General features: G+C 54.3%; 16 protein-coding genes and 1 pseudogene. 8 read left to right on the forward strand and 9 right to left on the reverse strand.

What is annotated here, in order from left to right:
• Positions 1-11: 11 nt before the first annotated feature.
• Together Q3F21_RS05755 and Q3F21_RS05760 are read right to left on the reverse strand one after the other, a co-directional pair.
• The gene (locus Q3F21_RS05755) at positions 12-1,043 is read right to left on the reverse strand and encodes a ribonucleotide-diphosphate reductase subunit beta (RefSeq protein WP_340250510.1); all 1,032 of its coding nucleotides are present in this window, start codon (positions 1,041-1,043) and stop codon (positions 12-14) included.
• Positions 1,044-1,132: 89 nt separating this feature from the next.
• Positions 1,133-3,382 (reverse strand): ribonucleoside-diphosphate reductase subunit alpha, encoded by a 2,250-nt coding sequence (locus Q3F21_RS05760; protein ID WP_340250511.1) that lies wholly within the window; start codon positions 3,380-3,382, stop codon positions 1,133-1,135.
• A gap of 311 nt (positions 3,383-3,693) precedes the next feature.
• Here Q3F21_RS05760 and Q3F21_RS05765 point away from each other — a divergent pair, with 311 nt between their 5' ends.
• The 4 genes from Q3F21_RS05765 to Q3F21_RS05780 are packed head-to-tail and all read left to right on the forward strand — an operon-like array spanning position 3,694 to position 7,218.
• Positions 3,694-4,443: a hypothetical protein gene (locus tag Q3F21_RS05765; protein ID WP_340250513.1), complete on the forward strand. Its 750-nt coding sequence runs from the start codon at positions 3,694-3,696 to the stop codon at positions 4,441-4,443.
• Complete coding sequence (locus tag Q3F21_RS05770) at positions 4,436-5,509, forward strand: DUF3419 family protein (RefSeq protein ID WP_340250514.1); 1,074 nt, start codon at positions 4,436-4,438, stop codon at positions 5,507-5,509. Before Q3F21_RS05765 ends, Q3F21_RS05770 begins: the two co-directional genes overlap by 8 nt.
• Entirely contained in the window at positions 5,506-6,510 is a 1,005-nt protein-coding gene (locus Q3F21_RS05775; protein ID WP_340250515.1) for a hypothetical protein, read from the forward strand. Before Q3F21_RS05770 ends, Q3F21_RS05775 begins: the two co-directional genes overlap by 4 nt.
• A gap of 9 nt (positions 6,511-6,519) precedes the next feature.
• A complete protein-coding gene (locus tag Q3F21_RS05780) occupies positions 6,520-7,218 on the forward strand; it encodes a TenA family transcriptional regulator (RefSeq protein ID WP_340250516.1) in 699 nt (232 codons plus the stop codon).
• 104 nt (positions 7,219-7,322) lie between these two features.
• On the opposite strand, the gene Q3F21_RS05785 is transcribed toward Q3F21_RS05780, so the two are convergent.
• Positions 7,323-7,961 carry a hypothetical protein gene (locus Q3F21_RS05785; RefSeq protein WP_340250517.1) on the reverse strand — a complete coding sequence of 213 codons (639 nt, stop codon included), beginning with the start codon at positions 7,959-7,961 and terminating at the stop codon, positions 7,323-7,325.
• Positions 7,962-8,235: 274 nt separating this feature from the next.
• On the opposite strand from Q3F21_RS05785, the gene Q3F21_RS05790 reads away from it, so the two are divergent.
• Both Q3F21_RS05790 and Q3F21_RS05795 read left to right on the forward strand, forming a co-directional pair.
• Positions 8,236-9,168, forward strand: a complete 933-nt coding sequence (locus Q3F21_RS05790; RefSeq protein ID WP_340250518.1) for a rhodanese-related sulfurtransferase — start codon at positions 8,236-8,238, stop codon at positions 9,166-9,168.
• A gap of 148 nt (positions 9,169-9,316) precedes the next feature.
• Positions 9,317-10,765 carry an amidase family protein gene (locus Q3F21_RS05795; RefSeq protein ID WP_340250519.1) on the forward strand — a complete coding sequence of 483 codons (1,449 nt, stop codon included), beginning with the start codon at positions 9,317-9,319 and terminating at the stop codon, positions 10,763-10,765.
• A gap of 189 nt (positions 10,766-10,954) precedes the next feature.
• Here Q3F21_RS05795 and Q3F21_RS05800 read toward each other — a convergent pair whose 3' ends face one another.
• The 5 genes and pseudogenes from Q3F21_RS05800 to Q3F21_RS05820 all read right to left on the reverse strand — a co-directional run bounded on the left by Q3F21_RS05800 (position 10,955) and on the right by Q3F21_RS05820 (position 15,094).
• Positions 10,955-11,404 (reverse strand): hypothetical protein, encoded by a 450-nt coding sequence (locus Q3F21_RS05800; RefSeq protein WP_340250521.1) that lies wholly within the window; start codon positions 11,402-11,404, stop codon positions 10,955-10,957.
• Between the two features lie 259 nt (positions 11,405-11,663).
• Positions 11,664-12,773, reverse strand: a complete 1,110-nt coding sequence (locus Q3F21_RS05805; RefSeq protein ID WP_340250522.1) for a YheC/YheD family protein — start codon at positions 12,771-12,773, stop codon at positions 11,664-11,666.
• 41 nt (positions 12,774-12,814) lie between these two features.
• A complete protein-coding gene (locus Q3F21_RS05810) occupies positions 12,815-13,741 on the reverse strand; it encodes an RluA family pseudouridine synthase (protein WP_340250523.1) in 927 nt (308 codons plus the stop codon).
• Positions 13,742-13,772: 31 nt separating this feature from the next.
• Positions 13,773-14,123, reverse strand: a pseudogene (locus Q3F21_RS05815) (thioredoxin family protein); the annotation flags it as partial.
• Positions 14,124-14,206: 83 nt separating this feature from the next.
• Positions 14,207-15,094 (reverse strand): LysR family transcriptional regulator, encoded by an 888-nt coding sequence (locus tag Q3F21_RS05820; protein ID WP_340250524.1) that lies wholly within the window; start codon positions 15,092-15,094, stop codon positions 14,207-14,209.
• Positions 15,095-15,209: 115 nt separating this feature from the next.
• On the opposite strand from Q3F21_RS05820, the gene leuC reads away from it, so the two are divergent.
• Together leuC and leuD are read left to right on the forward strand one after the other, a co-directional pair.
• The gene (gene leuC, locus Q3F21_RS05825; RefSeq protein ID WP_340250525.1) at positions 15,210-16,640 is read left to right on the forward strand and encodes a 3-isopropylmalate dehydratase large subunit; all 1,431 of its coding nucleotides are present in this window, start codon (positions 15,210-15,212) and stop codon (positions 16,638-16,640) included.
• On the forward strand, positions 16,637-17,227 hold the full coding sequence (gene leuD / locus Q3F21_RS05830) for a 3-isopropylmalate dehydratase small subunit (RefSeq protein ID WP_340250526.1): 591 nt from the start codon (positions 16,637-16,639) through the stop codon (positions 17,225-17,227). The genes leuC and leuD overlap by 4 nt, the downstream gene beginning before the upstream one ends.
• A gap of 111 nt (positions 17,228-17,338) precedes the next feature.
• On the opposite strand, the gene Q3F21_RS05835 is transcribed toward leuD, so the two are convergent.
• Positions 17,339-19,018: a fatty acid CoA ligase family protein gene (locus tag Q3F21_RS05835; protein ID WP_340250718.1), complete on the reverse strand. Its 1,680-nt coding sequence runs from the start codon at positions 19,016-19,018 to the stop codon at positions 17,339-17,341.
• Positions 19,019-19,029: the final 11 nt, after the last annotated feature.

Consider the following 19,029-nt stretch of genomic DNA (forward strand, 5'->3'; position numbering starts at 1 on the left):
ACTGCTGCGGATTAAAGGTCGCCCAGGTTCAATCCGCTCGATTTTGTGTAGTTGGTCACCTTTTGCTCGAAAAAGTCGGTCTTCGTTTGGTTCAGGTTTGCGAAGCTGTCTACCCACTTCATCGGGTGCTCCAAATGATCAGGGTACAGAATTTCCAGATCGAGTCCTTTTAGCCGCTGGTTGGCCAAATACTTGATGTAGCGTTCCAGGATGTCGTTGTTGATGCCGAGAATTTCATTGTTGGTCACGTACTGGCCCCAGCGGATTTCGTGGGAGGCAGCTGTATGGAACATGCCGCGGAGCTCCTCGATCAATTCGGGCGTAAAGATATCCGGGTTTTCCGCCCGAAGCTCGCGGAACATGTTCTGGAACAATACCACGTGGGTAAGCTCGTCCCGCTGGATGTATTTGATCATTGTCGCAGTTCCGGTCATCTTTCCTTGACGCGCCAGCGTATAGAAGAAAGAAAAGCCGGAGTAAAAATAGAGCGATTCAAGCAAGTAGTTGGCAATCACCGTTTTGACGAAGTTCACGTCATTGGGATTGTCGACAAACTGCTGGTACAGGTCGGCGATGAATTTGTTCCGTTCCAGCAGATGCGCGTCATTGCGCCATTCGTCGTAAATATTGTCCCGCGTTTGCGGAGAACATACCGAATCCAGCACATAGCTGTACGACTGCGCGTGAATCTCCTCCTGGAACGTCTGGATATTCAGCAGGGAGCAGACCTCCGGCGCCGTCACATAGTCGGAGATGTTCGGCAAATTGACCGATTGGAGCGAATCCAAAAAGTTCAAAAACGAGATCGTCTTGTCAAACGCCCTCCGCTCTGCCGGAGAGAGCGAATCGAATTGCTTGGCATCGTTTGCCAGCGGCACCTCTTCCGGAATCCAGAAGTTGTTCAGCATCGTCCGATACAGCTTGGCAGCCCACGGATACTTGATCCGGTTCCACTCTCTTAGGTTGGTGGTGTTTCCGCCGATCATTCGCTGCGTGCCGCGCTGTCCTTCTTCATTGAATAAACGCTTTTTTTCCAGTTGCATGCGTGTTCACACTCCTATGAGCAAGTAACGTCCCCGGCCTGTCAGACCGGGGAAGCCAGGTTTGCTTGTCGCTCTTTCGCTGTTGTCCGTTATGCCGAGCAGCTTACGCAGTCCTCTACCTCTACAGATTGATTGCGGACGTAGTAAATCGTCTTCAAGCCATGTTCCCACGCCTGGATGTACAGGTCGAGAAATTCCGGCGCTGTGATCTGAGGCGTGATGTACAGGTTGAACGATTGAGCCTGATCGATATGAACCTGTCGCGCTCCGGCAGCACGGATCGACCACTGCTGATCGATGCGATGGGCCTCTTTGTAGTAAAAGAACGTTTTCTCGTTTAGATTGGGCGCCGTTTGCGGAATATTTCCGCTGCGCTTTTCCTCTACGAAAAACTTCGCGTAAACCGGATCGGTAGAAGCGGTGGAGCCGGCGATCAGGCTGGTCGTGCCCGTCGGGGCCACGGCGAAGGTCCAGGCATTGCGCATACCGTGCCGGGCGACATCCTCTTTCAGCGCAGTCCACCGTTCATCCGTGTAGTTGCGCCGCTCGAAGTACTCTCCGGTCTGCCACTCGCTGCCTTCAAACACGTGGTACGAGCCTTTTTCACGGGCAAGCTCCATCGACGTTTTAATCGCGTGGTAGGCGATTTCCTCGTACAGCTTGTCCGCCGCCTCGACGTGCTCCTCGCTCTCCCACCTGATCCCGTTTTGCGCCAGGTACTGGTGGTAGCCGCTCGTTCCGAGGCCCACCGCGCGGTATTTCTGGTTGGTGGCTTCCGCCTGCTTTACCGGATAATAGTTCAAATCGATGACATTGTCCAGCATCCGCATCTGAATCGGAACGATTCTGGCGATGTCCTCGTTCGACTGCACACGGCCCAAATTTAGCGAGGAAAGGTTGCAGACGACGAAATCGCCCGGTCTGTAGCGGTAAACGACTTCTCCGTCCTCCAGCTCTTCGCTGACAAACACGGTCGGGCTCATATTTTGCATGATTTCCGTGCAGAGGTTGGAGGAGTACACCATGCCCGCATGCTTATTCGGATTCGCTCTGTTTACCGTGTCGCGGAAAAAGATGAACGGCGTTCCCGTTTCAAAGGCGCTGGCCATGATTCGCTTCATAATCTCGATCGCCGGGATTTCCGTCTTGATCGTCAGTTTCTCTTCCTGGACGCACAGCTCGTAGCGGCGGGCAAACTCTTCACCGTAAGAATCCTCCAGGGAGAAGCCCATCACCTCGCGGACCTCATGCGGATCGAACAAGTACCACATGCTCCGCTCTTTTACGCGCTCCATGAACAGGTCGGGAATGCACACGCCCGGGAAAATATCATGAGCCTTCATTCGGTCGTCCCCGTTGTTTGTTTTCAGCAGCAGGAAATCGAGGATGTCCGCATGCCACACATCCAGATAGATGGCAAATGCTCCCGCCCGCGTACCGAGCTGATCGACGCTGATCGCAATCTGGTTGTAGAGCCTTGTCCACGGCACAATGCCGCCGGAAGCACCCTTGTGCCCGCGAATAGACGAGCCGCGGCTGCGCACTTTCCCCAGATAGATGCCGACACCGCCGCCGAATTTGGAGACCATGGAGGTCGCTCCGGCCGTATTCATGATCCCGGTGAGGGAGTCATCCACCGTGTCGATAAAGCAAGACGACAGCTGGTGATGCGGCGTTCCCGCATTGGCGAGCGTCGGCGTAGCGACAGTGATCTCCAGTTTGGACAGGATGTCGTAAAAGTCTTTGGCGTGTTTCAGCTTGTCCTGCTCCTTCATCGCCAGGTGCATCGCAATGATCATGAACCGTTCCTGGGGCAGCTCCATTACCCCTTTGTCGTAGTCCTTGATCAAATAGCGGTCAGCCAGCAGGCGAAGTCCCGCGTAGTTGAACAGCTCGTCCCTCTCCGGCTTGAGATACGCCTGCAGCTCCTGAATATCTTGATCGCTGTACGTTCCCAGCAAATACGAACCATACAGTCCTTTTTCAGTCAATGTATGCACCAATTGGGTAAAGTCGCCGTAGCCAAAATGGCCGCGGTATCCGCGATTGATCGCAGCGTCCTTGTACAGATCGTAAGCGAGCAGCCTGGCAGCGACGAATTGCCACTCCGGCGTTTCCACGCTGGTCTTTTCCACAGCGGTCTGCATCACGATCCGCTGAATTTCCTTGGTCGTCATCCCATCGCGAAATTGAATGCAAGCGTCCATCTCCAGCTCAAGCGGATCGCATGCTGGATAGTCCTTGCAAGCATAGCCGATGACTTTTTTCAGCTTGTCGATGCGGAGGTCTTCCCGCTCTCCGTTTCGTTTCACTATTTGAATGGTGCTAACAGCGTTCATGCCGCAACTCCTTATTCCCCCGTGATTTTCTCTCTGGCAGATTAGGCATAATGACGGGATCTATATTGGTAGATTTTGAGTCTCAAAACCTTTTATCAGTGTACAAGACACCACTATATATAGCAAGGGATTAAATTTTTCGACAAATCCAATACTATATATTGATCACATCCATTTCTGCGTGTATGTACCACAAGCCGGGGGAAAAAGAAACAGGACAAGAGTCTCATTTCTGGCAGACTTGTCATTGCTTTGTCTGACGATTACAATAACAGGTAGTTTTTCACCAATACTGGAAAGGACCCTCCAGCATGATCCAGATTGCCTTTCAGCCAGTCTCCAGCTTGACCGAGCTGCAGCGGGACGCGTGCCAGGCATTGGCCGAAACGGCGTTGCCTTTGGCGGAATCGACAGACATGGCTGACTATCTTCACGAGCGGTTTCAGTCTTATCCGTTCATTTTACACGCACAAGACGATATGGGATTGGCCGCTTTCCAGCTGATCGACGCCTTTCCCGACATTGGCGAGCACTTCTATTACATGGGGCCGCTCTTTTCCCGGCGCCGGGCTTACCTGCCGATGTTCCTCGAATATTTCCGCTCGACCTGGCAAAAGCATTCACATGAAACATTCCACATGCTTGCAGAGCTGCAAAATCCCGACCTGTTGTTGACGTTCAAGACTTTATTCCGGCGGACGTCCTATCCCGCGCTTGACGCTCTAAAGGCGCCTGCACCCGTTCAGAAGACCGCGCAGATCTACGCAAACCGCCTGGCACACATTACCCATTTTCAACCGTCTTCTCTCTCCAGTCATCACGCGGAAACCTTGTACCGCCCGGGCAGCGGGCCGGAAGCTGTCATCTCCTGGCTGCACGCCCGCGGAATCGAGCCGGAAAAAGGCGGGAGCCAGATGCTGCTGCTCTCCTGCCCTCCTTGCACCGAAGCGCGGTCCGCCATTGACCATGACTTGAAGAGAGGACTGCTGATGCTCAGGCACTGGTCCAGATTCCGCCCGTTCATGCTGAAAAAATTCAAGGAGGCACTTCCCGTTGGCTGACATCTACTTTGCCCAAATACGAGAAGACAGTCTGGTAGAACGTTCACTGGCAAGCCGTTTCCGCCCGCGGCGGATCGTGATGATCGGCTCCGGTGGATGCACGGCATTCTCTCTCTTAAGCGACGATGCGGAAATCGTCTACGCAATCGACCAAAATCCGGCCCAAGCGGCGCTGATCGAGTGCAAAAGGGCTGCGATCGCGCAGCTCAGCCGGGAAGAGTATCTTGCCTTCATCGGCGAGGCAGACGGATCGGACCGTCTGGAAACCTACCGACTGCTGGCGCCGCAGCTGCCAGACTGGGCCCGGGCGTTTTGGGACAAGCATCCCGAGCTTATCGCCCTCGGCTTGAACCAATGCGGGGTGACCGAGCGGTTTTACCGGTTTGTCGGTCAGAACATTCGCAATAACGTCTATGGCGACGAGGTGTGGAAAAAGCTTTTGAACTCTCGCAGCGTGGACGAACAAATCGCTTTCGCCGCGCGCTATTTGCAAACCGAAGCGTGGCAGACTGCGATAAAAATACTGCTCAGCAAAACGACACACCTGCAGTTTTTCCCGGCGTTTATGTTCGCAAACGCCAGCGAGCATGACTTCGGCACCTTCTTTGAAGCCATGTTTCAGCGAGAGCTGCGCACCCGGCTTATGGCCGGCAACTACTTTTTTACCCAGCTCCTGTTTTCTTCCTATGGGCCGGATCACCCCGAAGGAACGCCCTGGTACCTCAGTAAATCAGGCTACGAGCTGGCCAGACGCAACCTGCACAAGCTGCATGTCTGCCCGTGCTCCCTGCAGGAAGCTGTCCCTCGTTTGGCCGGGATCGACGCATTTTTCCTCTCCAATGTCTTCGATTGGGCAACCCCGCCGCAGCGGGAAGAAATAGGCCGCGCTCTGCTTCAGGCAAAAAACGGACAGGCGGTGCTCCTCTACCGGAACATGCTCGCCTCTCCCCCGCTCCCGGAAGAGCTGCGCTCGCGTTTTTCCGAGGATCAGCAGCTTTCCCGCGAAATGTCTGCGCTGGAGCGCTCGATGATGTACAAGCAAATGACCGTCGGGGTGTTGTCGTGAATTATCGGGTATCCTTGCTGTCAACCGAACATAACCAGGCGCTGCTTGAACTGGCCGCGACCTCTGATACCGGCAGCGATCTGTTTACCGTGGATCGGTCCCCTGATTTTTTCGCGCTTGGCGCGACGTGGGGGGAATCCCGCTACTACGGATTGTGGAAAAGAGATCGGCTGATCGGCTGTCTGGGGGTTACGAGTCTGCTCCGCTTCATCGGCGGACAAAAAACGCAGGCTGCCTACCTGCACGATTTCCGGCTCCACCCCGAATATACTGTGACCCGTGCGTTTTACCGCCTTGTGACAGAGGTTGTTTTCGCATTGCGGAAAGAGCACCAATGGGTCTACAGCATCGTTTGGGACAGCAATCTGCACAGGCCATCATTGGTCCGCGGCGCAAGACTGTTTCCGGCTGCGGCAGCCATCGGGCAAACCGTTCATCTCGGCCTGCCGCTTTTTTTGCCGCTGCAAGGCTCCTGGACGAACGTGCAGGACATGGACGGGGAAACCGCTTGGCAGCACTACGAAAAATGGGCGCCAGCATGTATGTTTGCCTTCGCGGACCAGGAACGGTTCATCCGGGATAACGGCCGTTTTCTCGGGGTGGCCGAGCAGGGACGTATTGTCGCGGTATGCAAAGTGGCGGACCAATCCCCTGTCCGCAAACTGGTGGCATCCCGGGCGCTCCCGCTCGCTTTGCGGCTAATCCATTCCCCGTTCCGGTTGCGCGGAGCGGTGCGTCTGCCCGCAAAGGGCCAAGCGCTTCCTCATGCTTACATCGCTCATTATGCGAGTGCCGATCGGCTGGATCGTCGTCCTGCGATCTTTTCTTATCTGTCGCGGCATTTTCACGACCAGTACGCTTACGCATTTTCCGGCCTATCCGCTGAGGAGGCGGCCCGTTACCGGCATCCGTTGGCCATCAGGCTGGGCTCAACCACGTACGTATACGGAGATGCCCCGAATGGCTTGACATTGTCTTCGCACGAACTAACTTTGATGTAGGAGGTACCCATGACAGAATCCTATCGCCATATAAAACAGCTGGCAGCGAATCTCTTTTCCCAGGCTGCCGTGGAACTGCATCCGCTGTTTGAAGCATTGCGTTCCAGAGAGCTTGGCCCTGATCAGGCAAAAGAGGCTGCCCTGCAAACTTATCACGTCGTGCACCATTTTCCCCGATTTCTCTCGGCCATTTTGACGAAGATGCCGGACTACAGGCTGAGGATGCCGCTTGTCGAGAACCTGTTTGAAGAGCATGGCCGCATGAACACCGCACACGTTCATTTGGAAACCTACAAGCAGTTTCTCCGCGGAATCGGGGTCAGCGAAGAGGAATTGGCGCAGAGCCAGCCCTGCATAGGCGTGATCGCGTACAACCGGGCCGTCACTGACCTTTGTCTCCATTATCCGTATCCAGAGGGATTGGCTGCGCTCGGTGTCATCGAAGAAATTGTCGCCCGCGTTTCCCCTTTGGTCGGTGCCTACGCTTCTGCGGAATACGGCAACAAGACCGATCTGGCCCATTTCACAGACCACGAAACCCTCGATGTTACTCACGCCAATGAAATCTACGAGGTGGTCTCCTGCGTCTATGCAGGCGAAAACAAGCGGCTTGTCGAACAAGGCATGCAGCTTGGCATGTATTACCACACTCGTCTGTATGCGGATATTCTGGATCATATCGAAGGCAAGGCTTTCCAAAACCAGTAAAAGTCCGCCATCGTGCACCCCTGAGCTGCATCGTTTCATCCGCTTTGTTTCAGAAACAGATAAAAAAACCGCCGCTACCAAAAAAGTAGAAGCGGTTTTTTGTTTTACTCAGTGACCTTCTTTCCGGCTCCGTACTTCTCTACCCACTGTTCCCTCCATACCTGGAACGACAGCCCGGTCACTTCCTCCAGGGTCTTCCCATCAAGGCTGTAGGGTCCGCCTAGCAACAGTTCTTTTGAATGAGGGGCGGATGTGCCTCCGATTACTTCCGTGCCGCTTGTCATCAGGACAATGACCGTTTTGTCGTATTCGTCTGTTGGAGATTCCAGATCGAGCGGATGGTTGGATACGATGAACTTGTACAGACTGATTTCTTTTCCCAGATAAACATCGGGGTTTACTGCCTGATAAGCCCACGCGTGGCTCCCGTCATTGGCCAGGTATTCCTTCGTCAATGTGTACGAGGAGACAAAGCCTTCGCTGGATTCGATCTTATATCCCTTGGCGTTCAGAAAGTCGACTGCAAAAGACGGAACATCGGTTGGTGGAGCATTTGTCGCCTTCGCTTCTCCCTCCTTGTTTGCCATCGATGAAAAAGCGAGATTCGCCAGCGCCACCACGACGATAATCCCGAGTGCCCAGAGGATCGGCTTTATCGTCCTTCGCTTTGCCGCTGATTCCGGCTCGGCTTGTCCCGTTGCAACTCTCGTATTTTCCGATTTTCCGGACTTGTCTGTCTTCATTCACATACCCCCTTGCCTACAGCAAAAATAGATTGCCGTTGAATCCCAGACTGATCCAATCAAGCCTGTGATCCACTTCATGAGTTTTGACGCGCTCCGCCCTTGTTCTGTTTCCATACGCGCCAAACTTTTCCTTTTTCGATTCACAAACGGAACGGATTGTCAAAAAAATATCATTTCCATCCAGCCTTTTTCTCGGCAAAATCTTTTTACCTGTGCTATAATCACGGTTGCACCATTAAAATCTAATAAGGTAGAAAGGGTGAATTGTACATTGCAAGTACAAAAACCGTACCGTATTTTGCTTTACTACAAGTATGTCCATCTCGACAATTACGAGGAGTACGCCGCTGAGCATCTCGCCTTCTGCAAAGAACTCGGCCTGAAGGGACGCATCATCGTCGCTCCCGAGGGATTGAACGGGACCGTCTCCGGAACCGTGGAACAAACCGATGCCTACATGGAATTCGTCCGAAAAGATCCGCGTTTTGCGGACATCTGGTTTAAAATAGATGAAGCCGACGGACACGCATTCAAAAAGATGTTCGTCCGCCCCAAAAAAGAATTGGTAACCTGGCGTCTGGAGGATGACTTCCATCCGACTGAGCTGACCGGAAAATACTTGAGTCCAAAAGAATTTTACGAAATGCTCCAGCGCCAGGACGTGGTCGTGCTGGACGGCCGCAATGACTACGAATACGAGCTTGGCCATTTCCGTGGAGCCATTCGCCCGGGAGTCGAGTCTTCCAGAGAATTTCCCGAGTGGATTCGCGAGAACATAAGCCAATTCAAGGACAAGAAGGTCCTTACCTACTGCACGGGTGGAATCCGCTGCGAAAAATTGACCGGCGTCCTTCTGAAAGAAGGTTTTGAAGAAGTCTATCAGCTTCACGGCGGAATCGTCACTTACGGCAAAGACCCGGAAGTACGCGGACGTCTGTGGGACGGCAAATGCTATGTCTTTGACGAGCGCATTTCCGTGAAGATCAACCACACGGAGGAAGATGTCGTCATCAGCACCTGCTACTACTGCGGGAAGCCGGAAGACCGCTACGTAAACTGCGCCAACCCGTTCTGCAACAAGCAGCACTTCTGCTGCACCGAGTGTGAACGGAAATACAAGCGCTCCTGCTCCGACGAATGCCGCGAGCATCCACGCAACCGTTACGTAGAAGAAGAAAACAATCTGCAACCAGCTGGCCAATAAATACACTTGCGAGGCTGATGATCGAAACGATGATCAGCCTCTTCTCTTTTTCGCCGAGCCTGCTTTCTGCAGCCTCCATAGCAGGGTTTCTACTCCTCCTCGCGAAGTTTCATCCAAACCAATCTTGCCAAAGAAAGGAGCAGCGCCAATGAATGAGATGCGGGAAGCCGGGATTCTCACGCTGCAAAAATCGCTTCAAGAAGGCCTTACGACCAGCAGAGAGCTGACCCTCGCCTATTTGGAGCACATCGCGGCGCACGATAAACAGGGAGCGGGGCTGAATGCCATATCGGAGCTCAATCCCGATGCTGTACATATCGCCGATGCCTTGGACAGAGAGCGGCAGGTCCAGGGAGAGCGCGGCCCGCTGCATGGCATCCCCGTTTTGATCAAGGACAACGTGGCAACCGCCGATCACATGCATACGTCAGCAGGCTCGCTTGCTCTCGCCGACTCCTATGCCGGACGGGATGCCTTCGTCGTTCAGCAGTTGAGAAAAGCCGGGGCGATTATTCTCGGCAAGACAAACATGACCGAGTGGGCCAATTTCATGGCTGATTCAATGCCCAATGGCTACAGCTCACGCGGTGGACAGGTCCGCAATCCATACGGCCCCGGCCGGTTCGACGCGGGAGGCTCCAGCTCTGGTTCGGGAGCGGCAGCAGCGGCAGGCTTTGCCGCCGCAGCGGTTGGGACAGAAACCTCCGGTTCGATTCTGAATCCATCTGCGAATCACTCTCTTGTCGGGATCAAGCCGACAGTCGGCCTTGTCAGCCGGACAGGGATTATTCCTATTGCATACAGCCAGGATACGGCAGGACCGATGGCACGTTCCGTAGAAGACGCGGCGATCCTGCTCGGTGCTATGACAGGAGCGGACGCCGACGATCCGGCCACCGGGGCAAGAAACGGAGTGTCGTTTACGGATTACACCCCGTTTCTGGATAAGAACGGGCTGCGAGGCGCTCGTATCGGGGTCGTTCGCTCTTTCATCGATGATGTGATGACGGAAGAACAACAGCCGTTATTTGAGGCAGCGCTCCGAATTTTGCGGGAACAGGGAGCGATATTGGTCGAAAATATTCGCATCCCCTCCGAGCAGGAATCATGGGACTCAAGCGTTCTATACTATGAGTTCAAATCCGGCGTAAACGCTTATTTGTCCCGGCTTCCAGCCTCCTTTCCGATACGTACGCTCAAGGATGTCATCGCATGGAACAAGGCGAATGCCCCTTCGGCCTTGGGCTTTGGCCAAGAGATCCTGGAAAAAGCGGAGCTGACGAGCGGCAGTTTGACTGAACCGGAGTACCTGCAAAGCCGCCTGTGCGATTTGAGGCGATCCCGAACAGAAGGTCTGGACGCTGCTTTTGGCCAGCACCAGCTGGACTGCCTGCTCTTCCCCCATGATTTTGGGGCGGATATCGCAGCCAAGGCGGGATACCCTTCCATCACCTTGCCTGCCGGCTATGAGCCATCGGGAAAACCGTTCGGGATCATGTTTACAGGCAGAGCGTACAGCGAGCCTCTCCTGATTCGCGTCGGGTATTCGTTTGAGCAGGCGAGCTTGCTGCGCGTCCCACCTCAGTTGAGCTTGTAGACGTACGCTCAAGGCAGAGCGAAATTGGTTCCCCCCACTGCAGTGCTTGACTGGCACCTAGTGACAAGCCACCTCTCTTCCTCTCCCGTTCGTTCCATACCATAAGCAAACAGGGCTAGCCTGGAAGGTCTTTTGACCCTTGTCCATGCCAGCCCTGTCTGCTTTCCGGAAGATTTGCTCCTTCCCCATCTACATCGTTTTCATAGAGGCTTCCGCCTTGTTCAGCTTCTCCTGGAACAATTCCCCCAAAATGCTTACATCAGCCTCCCAGCTGTTGTCCCCGTAACGGATCGTCGCTTTCGGATCGCCCTTTTTCCCGGTAATCTGGATGCTCTTTGTCTTCATCTCATAGCTTCCGTCCTCGTGGAACGTGATCGCCGCATCCTTTACTTCCTTTTCCAGCAACGGAACGACCGTCTTCTCCAAGGCTTCCTGCGTCGTCTGAACCGCAGAACGCCCCATGTTGATCACCTGTTCGGGGGAAAACTCAAAGACCAGTACAAGTATAACGCCGATCGCGACCACTACCGTAACGATCCGAAACAAGCTCTTCACAATCATTTGCAGGATCAAGATAAGCAGTACAGCGCCTACTGCGATCGGCCAGTAATCTGTTGCCAAATGGATCAGCTGCTCCATGTCATCAACTCCTTCATTCCCATTCTGACCAAAAGGGAGCATGGCTCAATCATCTTTCAAGGCCCCTGCCGCCAAAAACGCGCTCTATTCGCGCGTTTCTGTAATCAAATACGAATAAAAGGCCCGTTTGTTACAAAAATATTCCGGATGATTCCGATTTCTGGCGAGGACCGGCCGGATGATTCCGGAAAGACCGTCCTCTCCCCAATATAATGAACCTTGACGCCAAGGTCATCCATGCAAAGCAAAAACGGCGCTGTTATCGCGCCGCTTTGTCAGATGGCCGCACCGCATTCTTTCCCGTCCCGGACCTCGCGAGATACATGGCATATTGGATCGGTCTTTTGATTGCCTCCCTGTATTGCCCAAGCGAGCCCATTTCGCGAAAAATTTCTCTGCCCGGCTTCGGATTAACCTCGATCAACCACGGGCGTCCCTTTACGTCGATCCCGATGTCCAAGCCCATTTCCATCAAGCGCCCGAAATGATTTTCCAGCGTCTCGACTGTTTGATAGGCCAACTGCTCGCAGTCCTGAATGATCTCGCCGGTCTTTTGCTCGCCAAACCGCGCCGAAAGGAACGCCTTTACAGGGACAGCCTTCCCTCCCCCGTGAAGATTGGAGGTGGCGCTCTTTACTCCGCCGACTCTCATCCCCGCACCGGTAATGCTCCACTGCCCCTCGCCGTTTTTCTGAATCAACAGCCGCATGTCGACAGCCCTGCCGGGGACCAGGTTGAGATGCAGGCCCTGCTGCACGATATACTTGTCGCGGGTTGCCCACTTTTTCACCCTGTTTTGAACCGACTCCAGCTGCCTGATCACTGTGGACACCTTCGCCCTCTGCTTATCCCTTCCCAGCAAATGATAGCCTTGCGGGGTTTTTTCAACCGACAGGATATTCCGCCCTCCTGTCCCATTTACCGGCTTCACATAGAGCAGCGAATGGCGGGCCAGCATCTTTTGCAAGGCAAGCCGATTGTACAGCGCCGTCTCCGGCAGCCACCGATGCATCCTGCTGTCTTTCACCAAAACCTCGTGCACCTTCCACTTGTTCGCGAGCCGGTTGTTGGTATACACCAGGTCGCTTGCCTTGCGAAACGCTACGTACTTTCTGAATGCTTCTGTCGGCGTGTACCGATACCGGTCGATGACAGCATCCGGCCGGGGAAAGACGCGCGCCTGCCAGCCGCGAGCCGCGGGGATGTATCCGCGAACTTGCCTTCCGTTTGCCGATACGTCCGCAGGCGAAAACAAGAACACGGTACATCCGAGTTCCTCCCCTGCCCGTATCATTTTGCGAAAATAGCTCGGTTCCGCGAAAGACTTGCCCTCCCGCCAGGTCAGTATGCCAATGATGGGTCGTTTCATCTCAACACCCTCTCTGGTTCCTTTCCTGGCAGTTTATTCAGTTACCCGTGTATTGGCGAATCGCGGAGCCTGCTTTCCAGCTGCTGCAGATCGGCAGGCAGCGGCGCCGATACTTCAAGCGACTCCATTCCGAACGGGTGGGAAAACCGCAGGATCGCTGCATGCAGCGCCTGACGTTTGACGAACAGGTCCTTTCCTCCGTAAAGAACATCGCCGATCAACGGAAAGCCCAAATAACTGAGGTGAACCCTGATCTGGTGGGTTCGTCCCGTCTCCAGCTCGCATTCCAGCCTTGTCGCATTTCCATAGCGCTCGGTCACCCGAAAATGAGTGACAGCAGCATCCCCCGTGGGAGTCACTCTTCTGCGGCTGGAATGAAAGCGATCTTTCCCGATCGGCTCGGAAATGGTCCCGCGGTCTTTTGGCATACTGCCGTGAACGTAGGCAACGTAGTGCCGCTTGATTTTTCGCTCGCGCAGATGTTCGTCCAGCAGCGCCGATGCGAGCGCATGCTTCGCGTACATGACGACCCCGGACGTCTCTTGATCGAGCCGATGCACATGCCGGACACGCGAAAACACGCCGGTCCGTGCAAAATGTCCGGCGACGAGGTGATCCAACGTTTTTTTATGGGATTTCTCCGTCGGGTGCAGCAGCATGCCGGCCGGCTTGCTAGCGATCAGCAAGTGGTCGTCTTCATACAATACCTGCAGCTTTTCAGGCGAGGGATCCAGACCAAACGGTTCCGGCGCACAGGCTCTGACCTTGATTTCCTGGCCCGCGGCCACTTTGACATGCTGGGCCGCCGGTCTTCCCGCAAGCCATACTTCTTTATGCTGAAAAAGCAGATGAACCTGCTTTTTCGGCCATTTCCACCGCTCCCGAAGCAAGCTGCCTGCCGGGAGTCCATCGGCTTCATCGGGGATCGTCCCGATCAGCCATTCTCCTTGTTTTTCCATTGCTATCATCAGAGGTGATCTCCCACTGCCGTTCTCGTCGTTACTCTTGTCCCAGCGTCTCGCTCACCTGAATCGCCCGGTCGAGGAAATGCTCGATCTCTTCGCGGCTTTTGCCCAGCTTGCTTACAAACCGCACCAGTTCTTTTCCTTTGGAAAACGCGATAAAGCTCGGGATGCCAAACACCTCCAGCTGCTGTGACAGCTCAGGTAATGTATCCCGATTGACCGCTACCATATCCAGTTTTTCCTTATACGCCTCTTCCACAGCAGGCATGAACGGATCGATCCGATGGCAATCCGGGCACCAATCTGTAAAAAATTTCACCACAACCGGTTTTTCCTGAGCAATCTGTTCATGGAATTCAGCTTCTGTCTTGATTTCTTTCATGGAACGGGCCCTCCTCTGGTTTCATTTGGCTATAGTGTAGCACAGGTAAACATGTTTGTCTGTTTTCTCGAACAGTGAAATGGCGGTTAAAAATTGTTCTTTTGTTCGACCAGGCATTTCACAAAGGCCTCCGCCGGTCGCGATAGCGGTCTGTCCTTGCGGTACGCGACGACGAGGGTGCGAAACGGCCTTCTCGCCATCCGCACGTAAACAGGATGCTCTGTCGTTCCGGGAGCAAGCGAGATCATCCTCGGCGCAAACGAGAATCCCATTCCGGCTGCGACAAGCGACTGTACAGTCTGGATATTGCTGCTTTCAAATACAATGCGCGGCCGGAATCCCGCCTCTTCGCAGAGCCTCAGCGATATCGTGCGAAAGCCTTGGCCTTCTTTCAACAGGATAAACGGCTGCCCCGCAAGCTCGGCCAAGTCCACTTCCTTTTGCTTGGCGATCGGATGCTGCGGCGGCACAGCGAGAAAAATCTCTTCGTGAATCGCCGGAATCGTTTCCAGTGTAGGATCCGAGATCGGCATGGTTAGCAGGCTGATATCTATTTTTCCGCGCACCAGCAAATGCTCGAGATGGCTGGAGGTGTCTTCGATCAGCTGCAGCTCGACGCCGGGAAACTGGCGGGCAAAATCGGGAATGACCCTCGGCAGTACATACGCTCCCGTGATCGGCAGGCTCCCGACCAACAGCTTCCCGCTTTCCCCTACCGCATAGGAGCGCATTTCCCTCTCCAAGCCTTCCGCCAGATCGACCAGCGTTTGGGCGACCTGCACAAACCGCTGGCCAGCGTCGGTCAGCTCCACGTACTGGGGCAGGCGGTGAAATAGGGGGACTCCCAGTATTTTTTCCAATTTGGCGATCTGTTGGCTAAGCGATGGCTGTGCCAAATGCAAACGGCTGGCAGCGCGGGAAAAGCTCCGCTCTTCCGCTACCGCGAGCACGTAACGTATCTGTCGTAACTCCATGAGAACCTCCCAATAGGCAAAAACTATCCATCTCATAATAATTATATCTTTGAACTATTTCTATTGCCATGATACAACCTTGATAAGAGTTTTGAACGAAGGAGGATTACCCTTTATGAAACCTCGCACTATGTTTGAGAAAATCTGGGATTCTCATGTGATCTATGAAGAAGCCGGCAAACCAAGTCTTCTGTACATCGATTTGCACCTCGTGCACGAAGTCACTTCGCCCCAGGCGTTCGAAGGTCTCCGACTGGCCGGACGCAAAATCCGCCGCCCTGACCTGACATTCGCCACGATGGACCACAACGTCCCGACAGCGGACCGCTTCAATGTCAAAGATCCGATCTCCCGCCAGCAAATGGAAACGCTGACCGCAAACTGTAAAGAATTCGGCATTACGCTTGCCGACCTGAACAGCCCGGATCAAGGTATCGTCCACGTCATCGGCCCAGAGCTTGGCCTGACGCATCCGGGAAAAACAATTGTCTGCGGCGATAGCCATACGTCCACACACGGTGCATTCGGTGCGCTTGCCTTCGGGATTGGGACAAGCGAAGTAGAGCACGTGCTGGCGACGCAATGCTTGCAGCAGTCCAAACCGAAGACGCTTGAAGTCCGCATAGTAGGCGACCTGCCTTTTGGGGTGAGCGCAAAAGACTTAATTTTGGCCATCATCGCAAAATACGGCACAGACTTCGCTACCGGATACGTCATCGAATATACCGGAGACGCCATCCGCAAGCTGACCATGGAAGAGCGCATGACTGTATGCAACATGTCGATTGAGGCTGGTGCCCGCGCCGGTCTGATCGCTCCTGACGAAACCACTTTTGCCTATCTGAAAGGCAAGCGCCATGTACCGCAGGGAGAAGATTTCCTGGCTGCAGTCGAAGAGTGGAAACAGCTCTGCACAGATCCGGGAGCGGCTTACGACCACTGCGTGGAAATCGATGCGAGCCAGATCGCCCCGCAGGTCACTTGGGGAACCAGCCCGGGAATGGGTACGGACATCACCAGCACCGTGCCGCATCCTGACTCTTTTGAAACGGCCGCGCAGCGCAAGGCTGCTCAGGACGCCCTCTCCTACATGGGCCTTGTTCCGGGAACGCCGATGAGTGAAATCAAGATCGACCGCGTCTTTATCGGTTCCTGTACGAATGGCCGGATTGAAGACCTGCGCCGTGCCGCTGAAGTGGCGAAAGGCCGCAAAGTCTCTTCGCACGTGCACGCGATGGTAGTCCCCGGCTCCCAGGCCGTCAAGCAAGCGGCCGAGCAAGAAGGCCTTCACCTGATTTTTCAGGAAGCCGGCTTTGAATGGCGGGAGTCCGGCTGCTCGATGTGCCTCGCGATGAACCCGGACATTTTGCAAGAAGGCGAGCGCTGCGCTTCCACCTCCAACCGCAACTTCGAGGGGCGTCAGGGACGCGGCGGACGCACCCACCTGGTCAGTCCGGAAATGGCTGCCGCTGCGGCTATTGCCGGCCACTTCGTAGACGTACGCGAATGGAAGCGTGAAGGCGTGAACAAGGAGGTATTCCAATGAACCCTTTTGTCATCCAAACAGGACTGGTAGCACCGTTGGATCGCGTGAACGTAGACACAGATGCGATCATCCCGAAACAATTTCTGAAACGCATCGAACGTACCGGCTTTGGCCAATTCCTCTTCTACGAATGGCGCTTTACTGCTGACGGCCAAACCATTGACTCCTTTGTACTCAATCAACCGAGATACGCAAACTCTACTGTGCTTTTGGCCCGGAACAACTTCGGCTGCGGCTCTTCCCGGGAGCATGCTCCTTGGGCCTTGCTCGACTACGGCTTCCGCGTTGTCATCGCGCCGTCGTTCGCCGATATTTTCTACAACAACTGCTTCAAAAACGGCATTTTGCCGATCAAACTGAGTGAAGAACAAGTGCAAGAACTGTTCTCGCGTGTACAAAGCAAAGACAACTACGAGCTGACAATTGACCTGCAAGAGCAAGTGATCAAGGATAGCGACGGTCTCTCCTATCCATTCGAGGTGGACTCCTATCGCCGTTACTGCTTGCTGAACGGCCTTGACGATATCGGCATCACGCTTCAATACGAAGACAAGATTGCCGCTTACGAAGCGAAAAAGCGCGCATAATCGCACAAAAAACAGCGCGAAGGCAGGGGATGCTCCTTGCCTTCGCTGTTTTTTTACCATCATCATCATAGAAGAGTCTCGCGAGAAAGTAAAGTCGCTCCCCCTCCCCCGTCAGGCTGTCTCGATCCCGTTCTCCGCTTCCAGGCCGAATGCGGAAATCGCCTGCTCGCGCAGCTTATACTTCTGAATTTTGCCTGACGCCGTCATCGGGTATTCCGACACAAACTGGATATAGCGCGGGACCTTGAAACGGGCAATTTTCCCCTCGCAATAGGCGAGAAGCTCTTCCTCTGTCAATTCCTCTCCCGGCTTCACCTTGATGCAGGCTAGCACCTGCTCTCCGTACTTGGCATCCGGTACCCCGACGACCTGCACATCCAGCACCTTCGGATTCGTATACAGAAACTCCTCGATTTCCCGTGGATAAATGTTTTCACCCCCGCGGATAATCATATCCTTCAATCTGCCAGTGATCCGGTAGTATCCGTCTTCATCCACGGTCGCCAAATCTCCTGTATGCAGCCAGCCTTCGTGGTCTATCGCTTTTGCGGTATACTCGGGCATGTTGTAATACCCCTTCATGACCAGATAGCCCCTCGTGCAAAGCTCTCCCTGCACGCCAGGCGGCACAGTCTCTCCCGTGAGCGGGTCAATGATTTTGACCTCTACTTCATCATGGGCACGCCCCACCGTCGTAACGCGCCGCTCTATTGAATCATCCGGCCTCGTCTGCGTAATGACCGGCGATGACTCGGTCTGTCCATAGGCAATGGTAATTTCGCGGATCCCCATTTTTTCCACCACATTTTTCATCACTTCGATCGGACATGGCGAGCCTGCCATAATGCCTGTTCGCAGCGAGCTCAAGTCACGCCCGGAAAAAGAGGGATGATTCAGCTCGGCAATGAACATCGTAGGAACCCCGTACAGCGCCGTGCACCGCTCCTGCTCCACGACATCGAGCACGATTTCCGGATCAAACGAGATCACCGGAACCATCGTCCCCCCTGTCGCTACGCTGGCAAGCGTTCCCATCACGCATCCGAAGCAATGGAAAAAAGGCACAGGAATGCAGATCCGATCTGTTTCATCCAATCGCTGGCATTCCGCCACCTTGATCGCATTGTTGACAATATTCACGTGAGACAGCATGACGCCCTTCGGAAAACCTGTTGTTCCCGAGGTATACTGCATATTGACCACGTCATCAGGATGGAGCGACTGCTGGCGGAATGCCCTTTCCTCGTCAGAGGCTTCGGCTCCGAGACGGAGGATGTCGCTCCACAGAAACATGCCTGGCTGGCGCTCCTCACCCAAATAGATGACGTTTCGAAGATGGGGCAGGCGTTCCGACTGCAGTTGCCCCGGCTTGCAACTCTCCAGCTCCGGACATATTTCCTTGATCATTTCCAAATAGCTGGCATCGTGGTATGAGTCGATCAACAGCAGGGTGGTGGCCTCCGATTGGTGCAGCAGATATTCCAGCTCATGCACCCGATAGCTGGTGTTTACCGTTACCAGGACACCGCCTATTTTCGCCGTAGCAAATTGAGAGATGACCCATTCCGGCACATTGGTCGCCCAAATCGCAATGTTCTCCCCTTTGTTGATCCCGAGAGAGAGAAAACCTCTGGCCGCCTGGTTGCAAATATCCTGAAACTGGGCGTAGGAGTATCGGATCCCCCTCTCTCGGTACACAACGGCATCCTTTTGCGGAAACCGTCCTGCCGTTTCGTCCAACAGGTCGCCAATCGTGATGGAACGCAGCATTCGTAGCCCCCCATTCTTTATTTCTGACTATT

Origin of the sequence: Brevibacillus borstelensis (assembly GCF_037834415.1) — a bacterium.
GTDB lineage: Bacteria > Bacillota > Bacilli > Brevibacillales > Brevibacillaceae > Brevibacillus > Brevibacillus borstelensis_A.